16 protein-coding genes are annotated in these 15,862 nt (G+C 57.5%); 15 read left to right on the forward strand and 1 reads right to left on the reverse strand.

What is annotated here, in order from left to right:
• Positions 1 to 29: 29 nt before the first annotated feature.
• Positions 30 to 812, reverse strand: a complete 783-nt coding sequence (gene map, locus AFK24_RS19580) for a type I methionyl aminopeptidase (protein WP_065834803.1) — start codon at positions 810 to 812, stop codon at positions 30 to 32.
• A gap of 315 nt (positions 813 to 1,127) precedes the next feature.
• On the opposite strand from map, the gene rpsB reads away from it, so the two are divergent.
• The 15 genes from rpsB to rnhB all read left to right on the forward strand — a co-directional run bounded on the left by rpsB (position 1,128) and on the right by rnhB (position 15,824).
• Positions 1,128 to 1,871: a 30S ribosomal protein S2 gene (rpsB, locus tag AFK24_RS19585; RefSeq protein ID WP_020289482.1), complete on the forward strand. Its 744-nt coding sequence runs from the start codon at positions 1,128 to 1,130 to the stop codon at positions 1,869 to 1,871.
• Positions 1,872 to 2,062: 191 nt separating this feature from the next.
• The gene (gene tsf, locus AFK24_RS19590) at positions 2,063 to 2,926 is read left to right on the forward strand and encodes a translation elongation factor Ts (protein WP_065834804.1); all 864 of its coding nucleotides are present in this window, start codon (positions 2,063 to 2,065) and stop codon (positions 2,924 to 2,926) included.
• Between the two features lie 215 nt (positions 2,927 to 3,141).
• Positions 3,142 to 3,885, forward strand: coding sequence for a UMP kinase (gene pyrH, locus AFK24_RS19595; RefSeq protein ID WP_003172271.1), 744 nt, complete (start codon positions 3,142 to 3,144; stop codon positions 3,883 to 3,885).
• Positions 3,882 to 4,439, forward strand: a complete 558-nt coding sequence (gene frr / locus AFK24_RS19600; RefSeq protein WP_065834805.1) for a ribosome recycling factor — start codon at positions 3,882 to 3,884, stop codon at positions 4,437 to 4,439. The genes pyrH and frr overlap by 4 nt, the downstream gene beginning before the upstream one ends.
• A gap of 14 nt (positions 4,440 to 4,453) precedes the next feature.
• Positions 4,454 to 5,209 carry a polyprenyl diphosphate synthase gene (gene uppS, locus AFK24_RS19605; RefSeq protein ID WP_065834806.1) on the forward strand — a complete coding sequence of 252 codons (756 nt, stop codon included), beginning with the start codon at positions 4,454 to 4,456 and terminating at the stop codon, positions 5,207 to 5,209.
• The gene (locus tag AFK24_RS19610) at positions 5,209 to 6,024 is read left to right on the forward strand and encodes a phosphatidate cytidylyltransferase (RefSeq protein ID WP_065834807.1); all 816 of its coding nucleotides are present in this window, start codon (positions 5,209 to 5,211) and stop codon (positions 6,022 to 6,024) included. Before uppS ends, AFK24_RS19610 begins: the two co-directional genes overlap by 1 nt.
• The gene (gene ispC / locus AFK24_RS19615) at positions 6,021 to 7,211 is read left to right on the forward strand and encodes a 1-deoxy-D-xylulose-5-phosphate reductoisomerase (protein WP_065834808.1); all 1,191 of its coding nucleotides are present in this window, start codon (positions 6,021 to 6,023) and stop codon (positions 7,209 to 7,211) included. Before AFK24_RS19610 ends, ispC begins: the two co-directional genes overlap by 4 nt.
• 76 nt (positions 7,212 to 7,287) lie before the next feature.
• Positions 7,288 to 8,640, forward strand: coding sequence for a sigma E protease regulator RseP (gene rseP / locus AFK24_RS19620; RefSeq protein ID WP_065834809.1), 1,353 nt, complete (start codon positions 7,288 to 7,290; stop codon positions 8,638 to 8,640).
• A 74-nt stretch (positions 8,641 to 8,714) separates the two neighbouring features.
• Positions 8,715 to 11,087: an outer membrane protein assembly factor BamA gene (gene bamA, locus AFK24_RS19625; protein ID WP_065834810.1), complete on the forward strand. Its 2,373-nt coding sequence runs from the start codon at positions 8,715 to 8,717 to the stop codon at positions 11,085 to 11,087.
• A 45-nt stretch (positions 11,088 to 11,132) separates the two neighbouring features.
• Positions 11,133 to 11,636, forward strand: a complete 504-nt coding sequence (locus tag AFK24_RS19630) for an OmpH family outer membrane protein (protein ID WP_020289474.1) — start codon at positions 11,133 to 11,135, stop codon at positions 11,634 to 11,636.
• A gap of 3 nt (positions 11,637 to 11,639) precedes the next feature.
• Positions 11,640 to 12,695, forward strand: a complete 1,056-nt coding sequence (gene lpxD / locus AFK24_RS19635; protein WP_065834811.1) for a UDP-3-O-(3-hydroxymyristoyl)glucosamine N-acyltransferase — start codon at positions 11,640 to 11,642, stop codon at positions 12,693 to 12,695.
• Positions 12,696 to 12,806: 111 nt separating this feature from the next.
• Entirely contained in the window at positions 12,807 to 13,247 is a 441-nt protein-coding gene (gene fabZ / locus AFK24_RS19640) for a 3-hydroxyacyl-ACP dehydratase FabZ (RefSeq protein WP_020289472.1), read from the forward strand.
• Complete coding sequence (gene lpxA / locus AFK24_RS19645) at positions 13,244 to 14,020, forward strand: acyl-ACP--UDP-N-acetylglucosamine O-acyltransferase (protein WP_065834812.1); 777 nt, start codon at positions 13,244 to 13,246, stop codon at positions 14,018 to 14,020. The genes fabZ and lpxA overlap by 4 nt, the downstream gene beginning before the upstream one ends.
• Before the next feature lie 2 nt (positions 14,021 to 14,022).
• Positions 14,023 to 15,162, forward strand: a complete 1,140-nt coding sequence (gene lpxB, locus AFK24_RS19650) for a lipid-A-disaccharide synthase (protein WP_065834813.1) — start codon at positions 14,023 to 14,025, stop codon at positions 15,160 to 15,162.
• A gap of 11 nt (positions 15,163 to 15,173) precedes the next feature.
• On the forward strand, positions 15,174 to 15,824 hold the full coding sequence (gene rnhB / locus AFK24_RS19655; protein ID WP_065834814.1) for a ribonuclease HII: 651 nt from the start codon (positions 15,174 to 15,176) through the stop codon (positions 15,822 to 15,824).
• Positions 15,825 to 15,862: the final 38 nt, after the last annotated feature.

Genomic DNA, 15,862 nt, shown 5'->3' on the forward strand with positions numbered 1-15,862 from the left:
GAGCCTGGGGATCAGAACAGAAATCCGGATCAGGCTGACGTTCGGGCAATGGTGTCGTCGCTGCGCAAGGTAAAGATTTCATAGCCATCGGCGGTGACCAGAATCGTGTGTTCCCACTGCGCGGACAATTTGCGGTCCTTGGTGATCGCGGTCCAGCCATCGCCCAGCAGACGGGTTTCGGCGCGGCCCTGGTTGATCATCGGCTCGATGGTGAACGTCATGCCTTCCTTCAGTTCCATGCCATCGCCGGCCTTGCCGTAGTGCAGGACCTGAGGTTCTTCATGGAAGACCTTGCCGATGCCATGCCCGCAATATTCGCGCACCACGGAGAAACCGCTCTTCTCGGCGTGCTTCTGGATCACTTCGCCGATATCACCCAAACGGGTGCCAGGACGCACGATTTCGATGCCTTTATACAGGCATTCCTGAGTGATTTTCGACAGGCGCTCAGCCCATTCTGGCACTTTGCCAACATGGAACATCTTGCTGGTATCGCCGTGGTAGCCATCCTTGATGACCGTCACGTCGATGTTCAGCACGTCGCCGTTCTTCAGTGGCTTGTCATTGGGGATGCCGTGGCAGACCACGTGGTTGATCGAGGTGCAGATCGATTTTGGATAGCCCTTGTAGTTCAGGGGCGCAGGAATGGCTTTCTGCTCGTTGACGATGAAGTCATGGCAGATGCGATCCAGCTCTTCGGTTGTAACGCCAGGCTTGACGTAAGCACCGATCATTTCCAGGACGTCGGCAGCCAGGCGGCCGGCGATACGCATCTTTTCGATGTCTTCAGGGGTTTTGATGGTGACTGTCATACGAACTCTCTCGGCACGGCAAGCGTGCGGCTAATACGGAAAGCGGCGATTCTATCAGACCGTCGAAGACCGGGTGATCATGGCTTCCTTATATAGGGGCGCGAAGCCACTAATAAAAGTGTGTGAGAACAAGCGCTTGATCCGGGTTTCGTTATCCGAACTTTTATGATATAAAATGCGCCGCTTTCCGGGGTATGCCCCGCAAGCCCAAACCCACACACGTGTCGACACGATGACCTGGGTGCCTTCGGCTCGAAGCCGCTGGTTGGTCATTGGGATACGTGGAGGCCTAACCCGACTTATCAAGGAACTATCATGTCCCAAGTCAATATGCGCGATATGCTGAAGGCCGGTGTGCACTTCGGTCACCAAACCCGTTACTGGAACCCGAAAATGGGTAAATACATTTTCGGCGCGCGTAACAAGATTCACATTATCAACCTTGAAAAAACCCTGCCAATGTTCAACGAAGCTCTGACTTTCGTTGAGCGCCTGGCTTCGGGCAAAAACAAGATCCTGTTCGTTGGTACCAAGCGCTCGGCTGGCAAGATCGTTGCTGAAGAAGCAGCACGTTGCGGTTCGCCGTACGTCGATCACCGCTGGTTGGGCGGCATGCTCACCAACTTCAAAACCATCCGTCAGTCCATCAAGCGTCTGCGCGAGCTTGAAATCCAGGCTGAAGACGGCACGTTCGCCAAGCTGACCAAGAAAGAGGCGCTGATGCGCACTCGCGATCTGGAAAAGCTGGATCGTAGCCTGGGTGGTATCAAGGACATGGGCGGTCTGCCAGACGCACTGTTCGTTATCGACGTTGATCACGAGCGCATCGCAATCACCGAAGCCAACAAGCTGGGCATCCCTGTTATCGGCGTAGTCGATACCAACAGCAGCCCGGAAGGCGTTGACTACATCATCCCAGGCAACGATGACGCAATCCGCGCTATCCAGCTGTACATGGGTTCGATGGCTGATGCTGTAATCCGTGGTCGTAACAATGTTGCTGGCGGCACCGACGTTTTCGTCGAAGAAGCTCCAGCTGCAGCAGTGGTTGAAGGCTGAGTAACTAACGCCTGGCGTTGACTCAGTACGCAAAAAGGGGGCTTGGCCCCCTTTTTGCCACCTCGAAAACCATGTGTCGGCGTAGTCATGGCGCTGTTGTCATGTACGGCTGTCACCCTGTGTTTTCAAGAATTTTGTACGCCCGATCCGTCGGGTGGAATGGTTTAAGACCTATCCAAGAGGATTTTGAAATGGCAGAGATTACTGCAGCGTTGGTTAAAGAACTGCGCGAGCGTACCGGCGAAGGCATGATGGATTGCAAAAAGGCCTTGACCAAGGCTGGCGGCGACATCGAAAAAGCCATTGATGACATGCGTGCTTCCGGCGCGATCAAGGCCGCTAAAAAAGCAGGCAACGTTGCTGCTGAAGGCGCTATCGCAATCAAGGACGACGGCAAGGCTGCCGTTATCATCGAAGTCAACTCGCAGACCGACTTCCTGGCTCTGCAGGACGATTTCAAGGCATTCGTTGCTGCCAGCGTCGAGAAAGCCTTTGCTGACAAACTGACTGAAGTCGCTCCGTTGATCGAAGCTCAGGAAGCTGCACGTCTGGTACTGGTCGGCAAGGTTGGCGAAAACGTCAACATCCGTCGTCTGGCCCGCATCGAAGGCGACGTTGTAGGTTCTTACCTGCACGGCAACAAGATCGGTGTAGTTGTGACCCTCAAAGGCGGCACCGTCGAGCTGGCTAAAGATATCGCCATGCACGTAGCGGCAAGCAACCCTGAGTTCCTGCTGCCTTCGGAAGTTTCGGCCGAAGCGATCGAGCGCGAAAAAGGCGTCTTCATGCAACTGAACGAAGACAAGATCAAAGGCAAGCCAGCCGAAATCGTTGAGAAAATGGTTGGCGGCCGTATCACCAAGTTCCTGGCCGAAGCCAGCCTTGTTGAGCAAGCCTTCGTGAAAAACCCGGAAGTCAAGGTCGGTGAACTGGCCAAGAAAGCCGGCGCTGAAATCGTTTCTTTCACCTACTTCAAAGTAGGCGATGGCATCGAGAAGCCAGTTGATAACTTCGCTGACGAAGTTGCTGCACAACTGGCTGCTGCCAAGCAGTAAGACGGTTTTTCAGCTGTCGCCCCAAAGAGGCTGCCCGCTCACGCGCGCAGCCTCTTTGGCAAAGGCAAAAAGGAAAAGGTATTTGTTTTCCTTGGAGAAGTGGCTTACAAGGCTGCATTCTTCCGACGCTGTCGCAGCGTCAAGCTAGAGTTAGCGCAGGCTTAAAGTGCCAGCACAGATTTTTTTTCAGCAAAACGCCGCAGGAGAGATTCGCAATGGCTCAGCAGGGCAGTGGTTATCAGGCTCGCTATAAACGCATTCTACTCAAGCTTAGCGGCGAGGCCCTCATGGGCTCGGAAGAGTTCGGCATTGATCCCAAGGTTCTGGATCGGATGGCGCTTGAAGTCGGCCAGCTGGTCGGCATCGGTGTTCAGGTCGGACTGGTGATTGGCGGTGGCAACCTGTTTCGCGGTGCGGCGCTGAGTGCTGCCGGTATGGATCGTGTTACAGGCGATCACATGGGCATGCTGGCCACTGTGATGAATGCCTTGGCCATGCGCGATGCGCTAGAGCGCGCCAACATCTCGGCTATCGTGATGTCGGCGATTTCCATGGTCGGCGTGACTGACCACTACGACCGTCGCAAGGCCATGCGTCACCTGAACGCCAAGGAAGTCGTCATCTTTGCCGCCGGTACTGGCAATCCGTTTTTCACCACCGATTCGGCTGCGTGCTTGCGTGCGATCGAAATCGATGCCGACGTCGTGCTCAAGGCGACCAAGGTCGATGGTGTCTACACCGCAGACCCGTTCAAAGACCCTCATGCAGAGAAGTTCGATCATCTGACTTACGATGAAGTGCTGGATCGCAAGTTGGGCGTGATGGATCTGACGGCAATTTGCCTGTGCCGCGACCACAAGATGCCGTTGCGCGTCTTTAACATGAACAAGCCCGGCGCCCTGCTGAATATCGTCCATGGCGGCGCTGAGGGAACCCTGATCGAGGAAGGCCAACAATGATCAACGAAATCAAGAAAGACGCTCAAGAGCGCATGCAGAAATCCCTGGAATCCCTGGCGCACGCGTTCAGCCGGATTCGTACCGGTCAGGCTCACCCAAGCATTCTCGGTGGTGTGATGGTGCCGTATTACGGCGCAGATACCCCGCTGAACCAGGTTGCCAACGTCACCGTCAAAGACTCGCGTACGCTGCAGGTCGTCGCTTTCGAGCGCAACATGCTGGCCGCCGTCGACAAGGCGATCCAGAGTTCCGGCCTGGGTTTCAACCCGACCAATCTGGGTGAGTTGCTGCTGATTTCCATGCCGGCTCTGACTGAGGAAACCCGCAAGGGCTTCACCAAGCAGGCTCGCGAAGCAGCAGAAGACGCCCGCGTTGCCGTGCGCAACATCCGTCGTGATGCTCTGAGTCAGCTCAAGGATCTGGTCAAAGAGAAAGAAATCAGCGAAGACGAAGAGCGTCGCGGTGCTGACGACGTTCAGAAACTGACCGACAAATTCGTCGCTGAAATTGAAGTCGCCGTGAAGCAGAAAGAAGCTGACCTGATGGCTGTATAAGGTTCGGGGCTTTCATGGAAAAGACAAAACTGGCCGGGCCTTCATCGGTGCCGCGTCATGTAGCGATCATCATGGATGGGAATAATCGCTGGGCAAAGAAACGCCTGCTACCCGGTGTCGCCGGGCATAAAGCAGGCGTCGATGCTGTTCGTGCGGTGATTGAGGTGTGTGCCGAGGCCAAGGTCGAAGTGCTCACGCTTTTTGCGTTCTCCAGTGAGAACTGGCAGCGCCCGGCGGAAGAAGTCGGCGCGCTGATGGAGCTGTTTTTCACGGCCCTGCGGCGTGAGACCCGGCGTCTGAATGACAACGCCATCAGCCTGCGGATCATCGGTGATCGCTCGCGATTCCACCCAGAATTGCAGGCCGCCATGCGCGAAGCGGAATTGAGCACGGCAGGCAATGATCGGTTTGTCCTGCAGATCGCCGCCAACTACGGCGGTCAGTGGGATATCGCCCAGGCTGCCCAGCGTCTGGCCCGTGAAGTCCAGGCCGGCCATCTGCAGCCTGAAGACATAACGCCGGAGCTGCTGCAAACCTGTCTGGCAACCGGCGATTTGCCGCTGCCGGACTTGTGCATCCGCACCGGTGGCGAGCACCGCATCAGTAACTTTCTGCTTTGGCAGCTGGCGTACGCCGAGCTGTACTTCTCCGACCTGTTCTGGCCGGACTTCAAACACGATGCCATGCGCGCTGCGCTGGCCGATTTCGCTTCGCGCCAACGTCGCTTCGGTAAAACGAGCGAGCAGGTAGAAGCTGGAGCCCGGGCTTAATGCTGAAACAACGGATCATCACGGCACTGATTCTGCTGCCAATCGCACTATGTGGCTTTTTCCTCCTTGAGGGCGCTGGTTTCGCGTTGTTCATCGGTCTGGTCGTGGTGCTGGGTGCCTGGGAATGGGCGCGCCTGGCGGGTTTCCCTGCCCAGTCCGCACGAATTGCCTATGCCGTGGCCGTCGCCGCCTTGTTGTTCGTGCTCTATCTGGTGCCTGGGCTCGCGCCGTGGGTATTGGTCGCGGCCGTGATCTGGTGGGCAGTGGCGACTTATCTGGTGCTGACCTATCCCGCGTCCAGTGCGCATTGGGCAAGTGCCGCCTGCAAACTGACGATCGGCCTGTTGATCCTGCTGCCTGCGTGGCAGGGGCTGGTGCTGATCAAGCAGTGGCCACTGGGCAATTGGCTGATCCTTGCGGTGATGGTTCTGGTCTGGGGCGCGGACATTGGTGCGTACTTTTCCGGCAAGGCGTTCGGCAAGCGCAAGCTTGCTCCAAAGGTCAGTCCCGGCAAAAGCTGGGAAGGCGTGTATGGCGGTTTGCTTACCTGTCTGGTGATTACCGCCATCGTCGGCGTGTTTCGCGGCTGGTCGGGATCGCAGTTCGTGCTGGGACTGCTTGGCGCGGCCATCGTCGTATTCATTTCCGTGGTGGGTGATTTGACAGAAAGCATGTTCAAGCGCCAATCCGGCATCAAGGACAGCAGCAACCTGTTGCCTGGGCATGGCGGCGTCCTTGATCGCATCGACAGCCTGACCGCTGCCATTCCTGTTTTCGCGGCGCTGCTGTGGGCTGCTGAGTGGGGCGTTCTGTGAGTGCTCCGCAACTGATTACTGTCCTAGGGGCGACTGGATCGGTCGGCCTGAGCACCCTCGACGTCATCGCGCGGCATCCTGATCGTTATCAGGTGTTCGCGCTTACCGGCTTCAGTCGCACCAGCGAATTGCTGGCGTTGTGCTTACGGCATACGCCGCGCTTTGCCGTATTGCCGACGCAGGACATCGCTCGCAAGCTGCAGGATGATCTGGCTGCTGCCGGCCTGGACACCCGGGTGTTGGTCGGCGAACGTGGTCTCTGCGAAGTGGCAGCACATCCGCAGGTCGATACCGTACTGGCGGCGATTGTCGGTGCAGCGGGGCTGCGGCCGACGCTGGCGGCTGTCGAGGCCGGCAAGAAAGTCCTGCTCGCCAACAAGGAAGCGTTGGTGATGTCCGGGGCGCTGTTCATGCAGGCCGTGCGGCACAGCGGCGCGGTACTGCTACCCATCGACAGCGAACACAATGCGATCTTCCAGTGTTTGCCGGTGGATTATGCTCGTGGCCTGGGGCCGGTGGGTGTGCGGCGTATCCTGCTGACGGCATCGGGCGGTCCATTTCGCGAGACGCCACTGGCCGAGTTGCACGATGTTTCCCCGGAGCAGGCGTGCGCTCATCCTAATTGGTCGATGGGGCGCAAAATATCCGTAGACTCGGCAACCATGATGAACAAGGGCCTGGAATTGATCGAGGCGTGCTGGCTGTTCGATGCGCGTCCTGAACAGATCGAAGTGGTCATTCATCCACAGAGCGTGATTCATTCGATGGTGGATTACGTCGATGGCTCGGTGATCGCCCAGCTGGGCAATCCTGATATGCGCACGCCGATCGCCCATGCCCTGGCGTGGCCGGGAAGAATCGACTCCGGCGTAGCACCTCTGGACTTGTTCAGTATCGCGCGCCTGGATTTCCAGGCGCCGGACGAAAATCGCTTCCCTTGCCTGCGTCTGGCTCGACAGGCGGCGGAGGCGGGCGACAGCGCTCCGGCGATGCTTAACGCCGCCAACGAAGTCGCGGTAGCCGCATTTCTAGATCGGCGCATCCGCTATCCCGAGATCGCGAGTATGATCGATGAGGTTTTGAGTCTTGAGCCGGTTGTTGCGCTCGAAGATCTGGCCGCAGTATTTGAGGTTGACTCCAAAGCGCGCGTTCTGGCTGAGCAATGGCTCAGCCGCAACGAGCGATAACAGCACACGCAAGAAAGCACGGGCTCAGGCGACGGCAACCGAAAACGCCCGTTGAGTCGGTGACTGGAGAAGGTTGATGAGCGCGCTCTATATGATTGTTGGCACCCTGGTTGCGCTGGGCGTGCTGGTGACCTTTCACGAATTTGGCCACTTTTGGGTGGCCAGGCGTTGTGGCGTCAAGGTTTTACGTTTCTCTGTCGGTTTCGGCATGCCGCTGGTCAAGTGGCATGACCGTAAGGGCACAGAATATGTGATTGCTGCGATTCCGCTGGGTGGCTACGTGAAGATGCTCGACGAGCGTGAAGGCGATGTCCCGCCTGAGCTTGCCGATCAATCCTTCAACCGCAAGACGGTTTATCAGCGTATCGCCATCGTCATCGCCGGTCCGGTTGCCAACTTCCTGTTGGCCATTGTGTTTTTCTGGGCGCTGGCAATGTTGGGCAGTCAGCAGGTGCGGCCGGTTATCGGCGCAGTCGAGCCGGGCAGCATCGCGCAAAAAGCCGGGCTGACTGCCGGTCAGGAAATTGTCGACGTAGACGGCGAGCCTGTTGCCGGCTGGTCAGCGGTCAATCTGCAGCTGGTGCGACGCCTGGGTGAAAGCGGCACCATCGCTCTGAAGGTGCGTGAGCAAGGCTCGACAGTCGACTCGCCGCGTCAGCTAGCGCTGGATAACTGGCTAAAAGGCGCTGACGAGCCTGATCCGATCAAATCCCTGGGGATTCGCCCATGGCGTCCGGCGCTGCCGCCGGTATTGGCTGAACTGGATCCGAAAGGCCCGGCGCAGGCCGCAGGCCTCAAGACCGGTGATCGGCTGCTGGCACTGGATGGTCAGCCGCTGACCGAGTGGCAGCAGGTCGTGGATCGGGTGCGCGAACGTCCCGAAGCGAAGATTTCCCTGCGCGTCGAGCGCGATGGCGCGCAAATGGATGTCCCGCTGACCCTGGCTACACGTGGCGAAGGCAAGGCCGCCGCCGGTTACCTGGGTGCTGGAGTCAAGGGTATCGACTGGCCGCCGGAGATGTTGCGCGAAGTCAGTTACGGTCCGTTGGCCGCTGTGGGCGAGGGCGCGAAGCGTACCTGGACCATGAGTGTGCTAACCCTCGATTCGCTCAGGAAAATGTTGTTCGGCGAGCTATCTGTAAAAAACTTGAGTGGACCGATAACCATTGCTAAAGTGGCGGGCGCTTCGGCCCAGTCGGGCGTCGGTGATTTCCTGAATTTCCTTGCTTATCTGAGCATAAGCCTGGGTGTTCTCAATTTGCTGCCTATTCCCGTATTGGACGGGGGGCATTTGTTGTTTTATCTGATCGAGTGGGCGCGTGGTCGCCCCCTTTCGGAAAAGGTTCAGGGTTGGGGGGTTCAGATCGGTATAAGTCTGGTAGTGGGTGTTATGTTGCTCGCGCTGGTCAACGATCTGGGTCGACTGTAAAGCTTCATTGAGTTGCGAATCTGCCGCATTTTGCGGCAGTTTGTTTATTGCCAGTTGGAATAAGAAAGGACTTCATGAAACGTCTGCTGCTAACTGCGGTTCTTGCCGCACTGATGATCGCCGAAGTTCACGCTGAGTCCTTCACCATCTCCGATATCCGTGTCAATGGCCTGCAGCGGGTTTCCGCTGGCAGTGTATTTGGTGCGCTGCCGCTGAACGTTGGCGAGCAAGCGGATGATGGTCGTCTGGTCGATGCCACTCGCGCGCTGTTCAAGACTGGGTTCTTTCAGGACATCCAGGTGGGCCGTGACGGGAATGTGCTGGTTATCAGTGTTGTCGAGCGCCCGTCCGTGGCGAGCATCGAGATCGAGGGCAACAAGGCCATCTCTACCGAAGACCTGATGAAAGGTCTCAAGCAGTCAGGTCTGGCTGAAGGTGAGATCTTCCAACGCGCAACCCTTGAGGGTGTGCGTAACGAGCTGCAACGTCAGTACGTTGCCCAAGGCCGTTACTCCGCTGAAGTGGCCACCGAAGTCGTTCCTCAGCCCCGCAACCGCGTTGGCTTGAAGATCAACATCAATGAAGGCACCGTCGCTGCTATCCAGCACATCAACGTGGTGGGTAACACGGTGTTCCCTGATGAAGACCTGATTGGTCTTTTCGAGCTCAAGACCACCAACTGGCTTTCCTTCTTCAAGAACGACGACAAGTACGCCCGTGAGAAGCTCTCCGGCGACCTCGAACGTCTGCGTTCCTACTACCTTGATCGCGGCTATATCAATATGGATATCGCTTCGACCCAGGTATCGATCACGCCTGACAAGAAGAACGTGTACATCACGGTCAACGTCAATGAAGGCCAGAAATACAGCGTCAAGTCCGTCAAGCTGAGCGGCGACCTCAAGGTGCCGGAAGACCAGGTCAAATCCCTGCTGCTGGTCAAGCCGGGCCAGGTCTTCTCCCGCAAGGTCATGACCACCACCTCCGAACTGATCACCCGTCGTCTGGGTAACGAGGGTTACACCTTCGCCAACGTCAACGGCGTACCAACGCCGCACGACGAAGACCATACGGTTGATATCACCTTCGTGGTGGATCCGGGCAAGCGTGCCTACGTGAACCGCATCAACTTCCGTGGCAACACCAAGTCCGCGGACGAAGTGCTGCGTCGCGAAATGCGCCAGATGGAAGGCGGCTGGGCTTCGACCTACCTGATCGACCAGTCGAAAACCCGTCTTGATCGTCTGGGCTTCTTCAAGGAAGTGAACGTCGAAACCCCGCCTGTTCCGGGTACCGACGATCAGGTGGACGTCAACTACGCCGTTGAAGAACAAGCGTCCGGTTCGATCACCGCCAGCGTCGGTTTTGCCCAGAGCGCCGGTCTGATCCTCGGTGGTTCGATCAGCCAGAACAACTTCCTCGGTACCGGTAACAAGGTCAGCATCGGCCTGACCCGCAGCGAATACCAGAGCCGCTACAACTTCAGCTATGTCGATCCGTACTGGACTGCTGATGGCGTGAGCCTGGGTTACAACGCGTTCTACCGCACGACCGACTACGATGACCTCGACGTCGACGTGGCAAGCTATGCCGTAGACAGCCTGGGTGCTGGCATCAGCATGGGCTACCCGATCAACGAGACCTCGCGTCTGACCTTCGGCCTGACCGTTCAGCAGGATGAAATCAAGACCGGTACTTATACCGTCGATGAGATTTTCGACTTCGTTGACCAGGAAGGCGACAAGTACCTGAACTTCAAGGCGTCTGCCGGTTGGTCCGAGTCCACCTTGAACAAAGGCGTACTGGCGACTCGCGGTCATTCGCAAAGCCTGGTGTTGGAAACCACGCTGCCGGGCAGCGACCTGTCGTTCTTCAAGCTTGATTACCGCGCGCAGTATTTCCACCCGATCACCGACAACTACACCCTGCGTCTGCACACTGAGCTGGGTTATGGCGACGGTTATGGTTCGACCTCGGGTCTGCCGTTCTACGAGAACTACTATGCCGGTGGCTTCAATTCGGTACGTGGCTTCAAGGACAGCACCCTTGGTCCGCGCAGTACGCCGAGCAGCGGTACTAAACCGGGCACACTTGCAGATCCGGACCAGGATCCACTGCCGTTCGGCGGTAACGTGCTGGTCCAGGGTGGCGTAGAGGTTATGTTCCCTCTGCCGTTCATCAAGGATCAACGTTCCCTGAGGACTTCGCTGTTCTGGGACGTAGGTAATGTCTTCGACAGCAATTGTGATTCTGCCAAGACGCTCAATGGTCAAAAAGTCGAGTGCAACAACGTCGACCTTTCCGGTCTGGCAAGCTCCGTCGGCGTAGGCGTGACCTGGATCACTGCGCTTGGCCCGTTGAGCTTCGCTTTGGCGATGCCGATCAAGAAGCCGGACGACAACACCGAAACTCAAGTATTCCAGTTCTCCCTTGGTCAGACCTTCTAAGGGTCTGGTCTTAGCTAATGACAACGAATTCCGTAGGAGTAGATCGTGCGTAAGTTGACTCAATTGGTACTGCTGGCAACTGTTCTCGTTGCAAGCCCGGCGTTTGCCGACATGAAAATCGCTGTCCTGAACTATCAGATGGCTTTGCTGGAATCTGATGCGGCCAAGAAGTACGCCGTTGACGCAGAGAAGAAGTTCGGTCCGCAACTGACCAAGCTGAAGTCTCTGGAAAGCAGCGCCAAAGGCATCCAGGATCGTCTGGTAAGTGGCGGCGACAAAATGGCCCAGCCTGAGCGCGAACGCCTTGAGCTTGAATTCAAGCAAAAGGCCCGTGACTTCCAGTTCCAGTCCAAGGAGCTGAACGAAGCCAAAGCCGTTGCCGACCGCGAAATGCTCAAGCAACTCAAGCCGAAGCTGGATCAGGCTGTAGAAGAAGTGATCAAGAAAGGCGCATTTGACCTGGTCTTCGAACGCGGTGCTGTGATTGACGTCAAACCTCAGTACGACGTGACTCGCCAGGTCATCGAGCGCATGAATCAGCTGAAGTAAGTCATGACTGTATCCATCAAGCTTGGCCAATTGGCCGAGTTCCTTGGCGCGACCCTGCGTGGCGCCGAGGATAAAGAGATAACCGGGCTGGCCACTTTACAAGAGGCCGGCCCTGGTCATGTCAGTTTCCTGGCAAATCCGCAATATCGTAAATTTCTTGCCGATACCCACGCGTCTGCCGTGTTGCTTAAACCTGCGGATGCCGAGTTGTTCGTCGGGGATGCGTTGCTGGTGCCAGACCCTTATCTGGCGTATGCACGAATTTCTCACCTGTTTGACCCCAAGCCCAAGGCTGCACCCGGTGTGCATCCAACGGCCATCGTCGCGGCGGATGCATTCGTCGATGCCACTGCCAGTGTCGGCCCGTTCGCCGTCATTGAAAGCGGTGCGCGGATTGCCGCCAGCGTAGCCATTGGTGCCCACTGCTTCATTGGTGCCCGTTGTGAAATCGGTGCAGGCGGCTGGCTCGCCCCACGGGTTACGCTTTACCACGATGTACGCATTGGCGAGCGCGTGGTAATTCAGTCGGGCGCGGTGCTGGGTGGCGAAGGATTTGGTTTCGCCAATGACAAAGGTATCTGGCAGAAGATTGCGCAGATTGGCGGTGTCCTGGTGGGCGACGACGTGGAAATTGGCGTTAATACCGCCATCGACCGTGGCGCGCTGGCCGATACCCGCATCGGCAATGGCGTGAAGCTGGACAACCAGATCCAGATTGCCCACAACGTGCAAATTGGCGATCACACCGCGATGGCCGCCTGCGTGGGGATATCCGGTAGCACAAAGATTGGCAAACATTGCACCCTTGCCGGCGGTGTCGGACTGGTGGGGCATATCGAAATCTGCGACGGCGTTTTCATCACCGGCATGACCATGGTGACGCACTCGATCACCGAACCAGGGGCCTATTCTTCGGGTACGGCGATGCAACCGGCCGCTGAATGGCGTAAGAGCGCAGCCCGCATTCGCAAGATCGATGAAATGGCTCGCAGGCTGCAAAAGCTGGAAAAGATGGTCGAGGCCGTGACCTCAGGCGTTAATGCTTCATCTGATGGCTGATACCTTTTTCATATCAAGCGTGCACAGCCGATAAATTGCCTCCTTGATTTGCAGAGGAGTGCTGCGCACCCGTCGCGCACTCCCAATCTTTACTACAGGCTTCCCCACGAAATGATGGACATCAACGAAATTCGCGAATACCTGCCTCACCGCTACCCGTTCCTGCTGGTGGACCGTGTAGTTGAGCTGGATGTTGAGAGCAAGAGCATTCGTGCCTACAAGAATGTCAGCATCAATGAACCGTTCTTCAATGGTCACTTCCCTGCGCATCCAATCATGCCGGGCGTGTTGATCATCGAGGCAATGGCCCAGGCAGCCGGTATCCTTGGTTTTAAAATGCTTGACGTGAAGCCTGCTGATGGCACGCTTTACTACTTCGTGGGCTCCGACAAGCTGCGCTTCCGTCAGCCAGTGCTGCCGGGCGACCAGTTGATTCTTGAAGCGAAGTTCATCAGCTGCAAGCGTCAGATCTGGAAGTTCGAATGCCAGGCCTCGGTCGACGGCAAGCCGGTATGCTCCGCAGAAATCATCTGTGCGGAACGTAAACTATGAGTTTGATTGACTCTCGCGCAATCATCGATCCGACAGCCATTCTGGCTGACGATGTAGAGGTCGGCCCGTGGTCGATCATCGGAGCCGGTGTGGAAATTGGCGAGGGTACAGTGATCGGGCCGCACGTGATCCTGCGTGGCCCGACACGGATCGGTAAACACAATCGCATCTACCAGTTTTCGTCGGTAGGCGAAGACACGCCTGATCTCAAATACAAAGGCGAAGAGACCCGCCTGGTGATCGGCGATCACAACGTGATTCGTGAAGGTGTGACGATCCATCGTGGCACCATTCAGGATCGCGCCGAGACCACTCTGGGTGATCACAACCTGATCATGGCTTACGCGCATATTGGCCATGACAGCGTCATCGGCAATAACTGCATTCTGGTCAACAACACCGCGTTGGCCGGCCATGTGCACGTTGACGATTGGGCGATTCTGTCCGGATTCACCCTGGTGCATCAGTTTTGCCACATCGGCGCCCACAGCTTTTCAGGTATGGGCACCGCGATTGGCAAGGACGTTCCGGCATTCGTCACGGTCTTCGGCAACCCCGCCGAGGCCCGCAGCATGAACTTCGAAGGCATGCGTCGTCGCGGCTTTGCCGAAGACGCCATTCACGCGCTGCGTCGAGCTTACAAAGTGGTTTATCGCCAAGGCCTGACGGTCGATCAGGCGATTGCCGAACTCGCCGAACCTGCCGCATTGTTTCCTGAAGTGGCGGTGTTCCTCGAGTCCATTCAATCGTCGACTCGCGGCATCACTCGCTAACCATGACTGGCGTATTGCGTATCGCGCTGGTGGCTGGCGAGGCTTCCGGCGATATTCTCGGTTCCGGACTGATGCGCGCCATCAAGGCTCGTCATCCTGATGCGCAATTCATCGGGGTAGGCGGTCCGTTGATGGAAGCCGAAGGGATGGTTTCCTATTTCCCCATGGAGCGCCTGTCGGTCATGGGGCTGGTCGAGGTGCTGGGGCGTTTGCGCGAACTGCTCGCCAAACGCAAAGTGCTGGTCCAGACCCTGATCGATGAAAAACCGGACGTGTTCATCGGCATCGATGCACCGGATTTCACCCTCAACATCGAACTTCAATTGCGCCGTGCCGGTATCAAGACCGTGCATTACGTCAGCCCGTCGGTCTGGGCCTGGCGGCAAAAGCGTGTGCTGAAGATTCGTGAGGGTTGCGACCTGATGCTCACGTTGTTGCCTTTCGAAGCGCGTTTCTATGAAGAAAAAGGCGTTCCGGTCAAATTCGTCGGGCATCCTTTGGCCGACACCATCCCGCTTGAGGCTGATCGTGCTGCGGCACGCGCCGAGCTGGGCTTGGGCGACGGCCCCGTTGTAGCCTTGATGCCGGGTAGCCGTGGCGGCGAAGTAGGCCGTCTGGGCGGCCTGTTTCTTGATGCTGCGCAGCTGCTGCTGGCCCAGCGTCCGGGGCTGCGTTTCGTACTGCCGTGTGCTAACCCGCAGCGCCGTGCGCAAATCGAACAATTACTGCAAGGTCGTGAGTTGCCACTGACGCTTCTCGACGGCGGTTCGCATCTGGCGCTCGCCGCCTGCGACGCGGTGTTGATCGCGTCCGGCACCGCTACCCTCGAAGCCTTGCTGTACAAACGACCAATGGTCGTTGCCTATCGAATGGCACCGATTACCTTTTGGATACTCAAGCGTTTGGTGAAAAGCCCGTACGTCTCCCTGCCGAACCTGCTGGCCCAGCGCCTGTTGGTGCCGGAACTGCTGCAGGATGCTGCGACCGCTGAAACATTGGCGCAGACGCTGCTGCCGCTGCTTGAAGGCGGCCAGGAACAGACCTCGAGCTTTGATGAAATACACCGGACCTTGCGTCGCGATGCCTCCAATCAGGCCGCCGAAGCGGTATTGAGCCTGATCGGTCGGTCGCCTTCACTGTGAGTGCGCGAACAATGCAAATGGGTCTGGATTTCAATCTGGTCGAAGAACTGGTTGCCGGCGTCGACGAGGTGGGTCGCGGCCCGCTGTGCGGCGCAGTCGTGACCGCTGCGGTGATCCTCGATCCGCGTCGGCCGATTCTGGGTCTGAATGACTCCAAGAAACTCACCGAAGCCAAGCGCGAAAAACTCTACGACGAAATTTGCGAGAAAGCCTTGTGCTGGTTTATCGCCAGGGCCGAGGTCGAGGAAATCGACGAGTTGAACATTCTTCACGCCACGATGCTGGCCATGAAGCGTGCCGTCGAGGGGCTGATCATCACGCCGAAGCTGGCGCTGATCGACGGCAACCGCTGCCCGCAACTGTCGGTGCCCAGCGCGCCGGTGATCCAGGGCGACGCCCTGGTTCCGGCGATTGCAGCGGCATCGATCCTGGCCAAAGTCAGTCGTGATCGGGAAATGGCCGCATTTGAACTGATTTATCCGGGGTACGGCATGGGCGCCCACAAGGGTTATCCGACGCCCGTCCATCTGGAAGCCCTGGCGCGCCTGGGCCCGACGCCGATTCATCGGCGCTCCTTTGCGCCGGTACGTGCTGCCTATGAAGCCCGGGAGATGATGATGTTGAGCAACATGCCGTCGATATCGGCATTCCCGCTGGACTGACAGTGGGCTGATGTTTTGCCAAAGGCCCGGTACAATCC

The sequence above is a fragment of the Pseudomonas syringae genome (assembly GCF_001698815.1).
GTDB lineage: Bacteria > Pseudomonadota > Gammaproteobacteria > Pseudomonadales > Pseudomonadaceae > Aquipseudomonas > Aquipseudomonas syringae_A.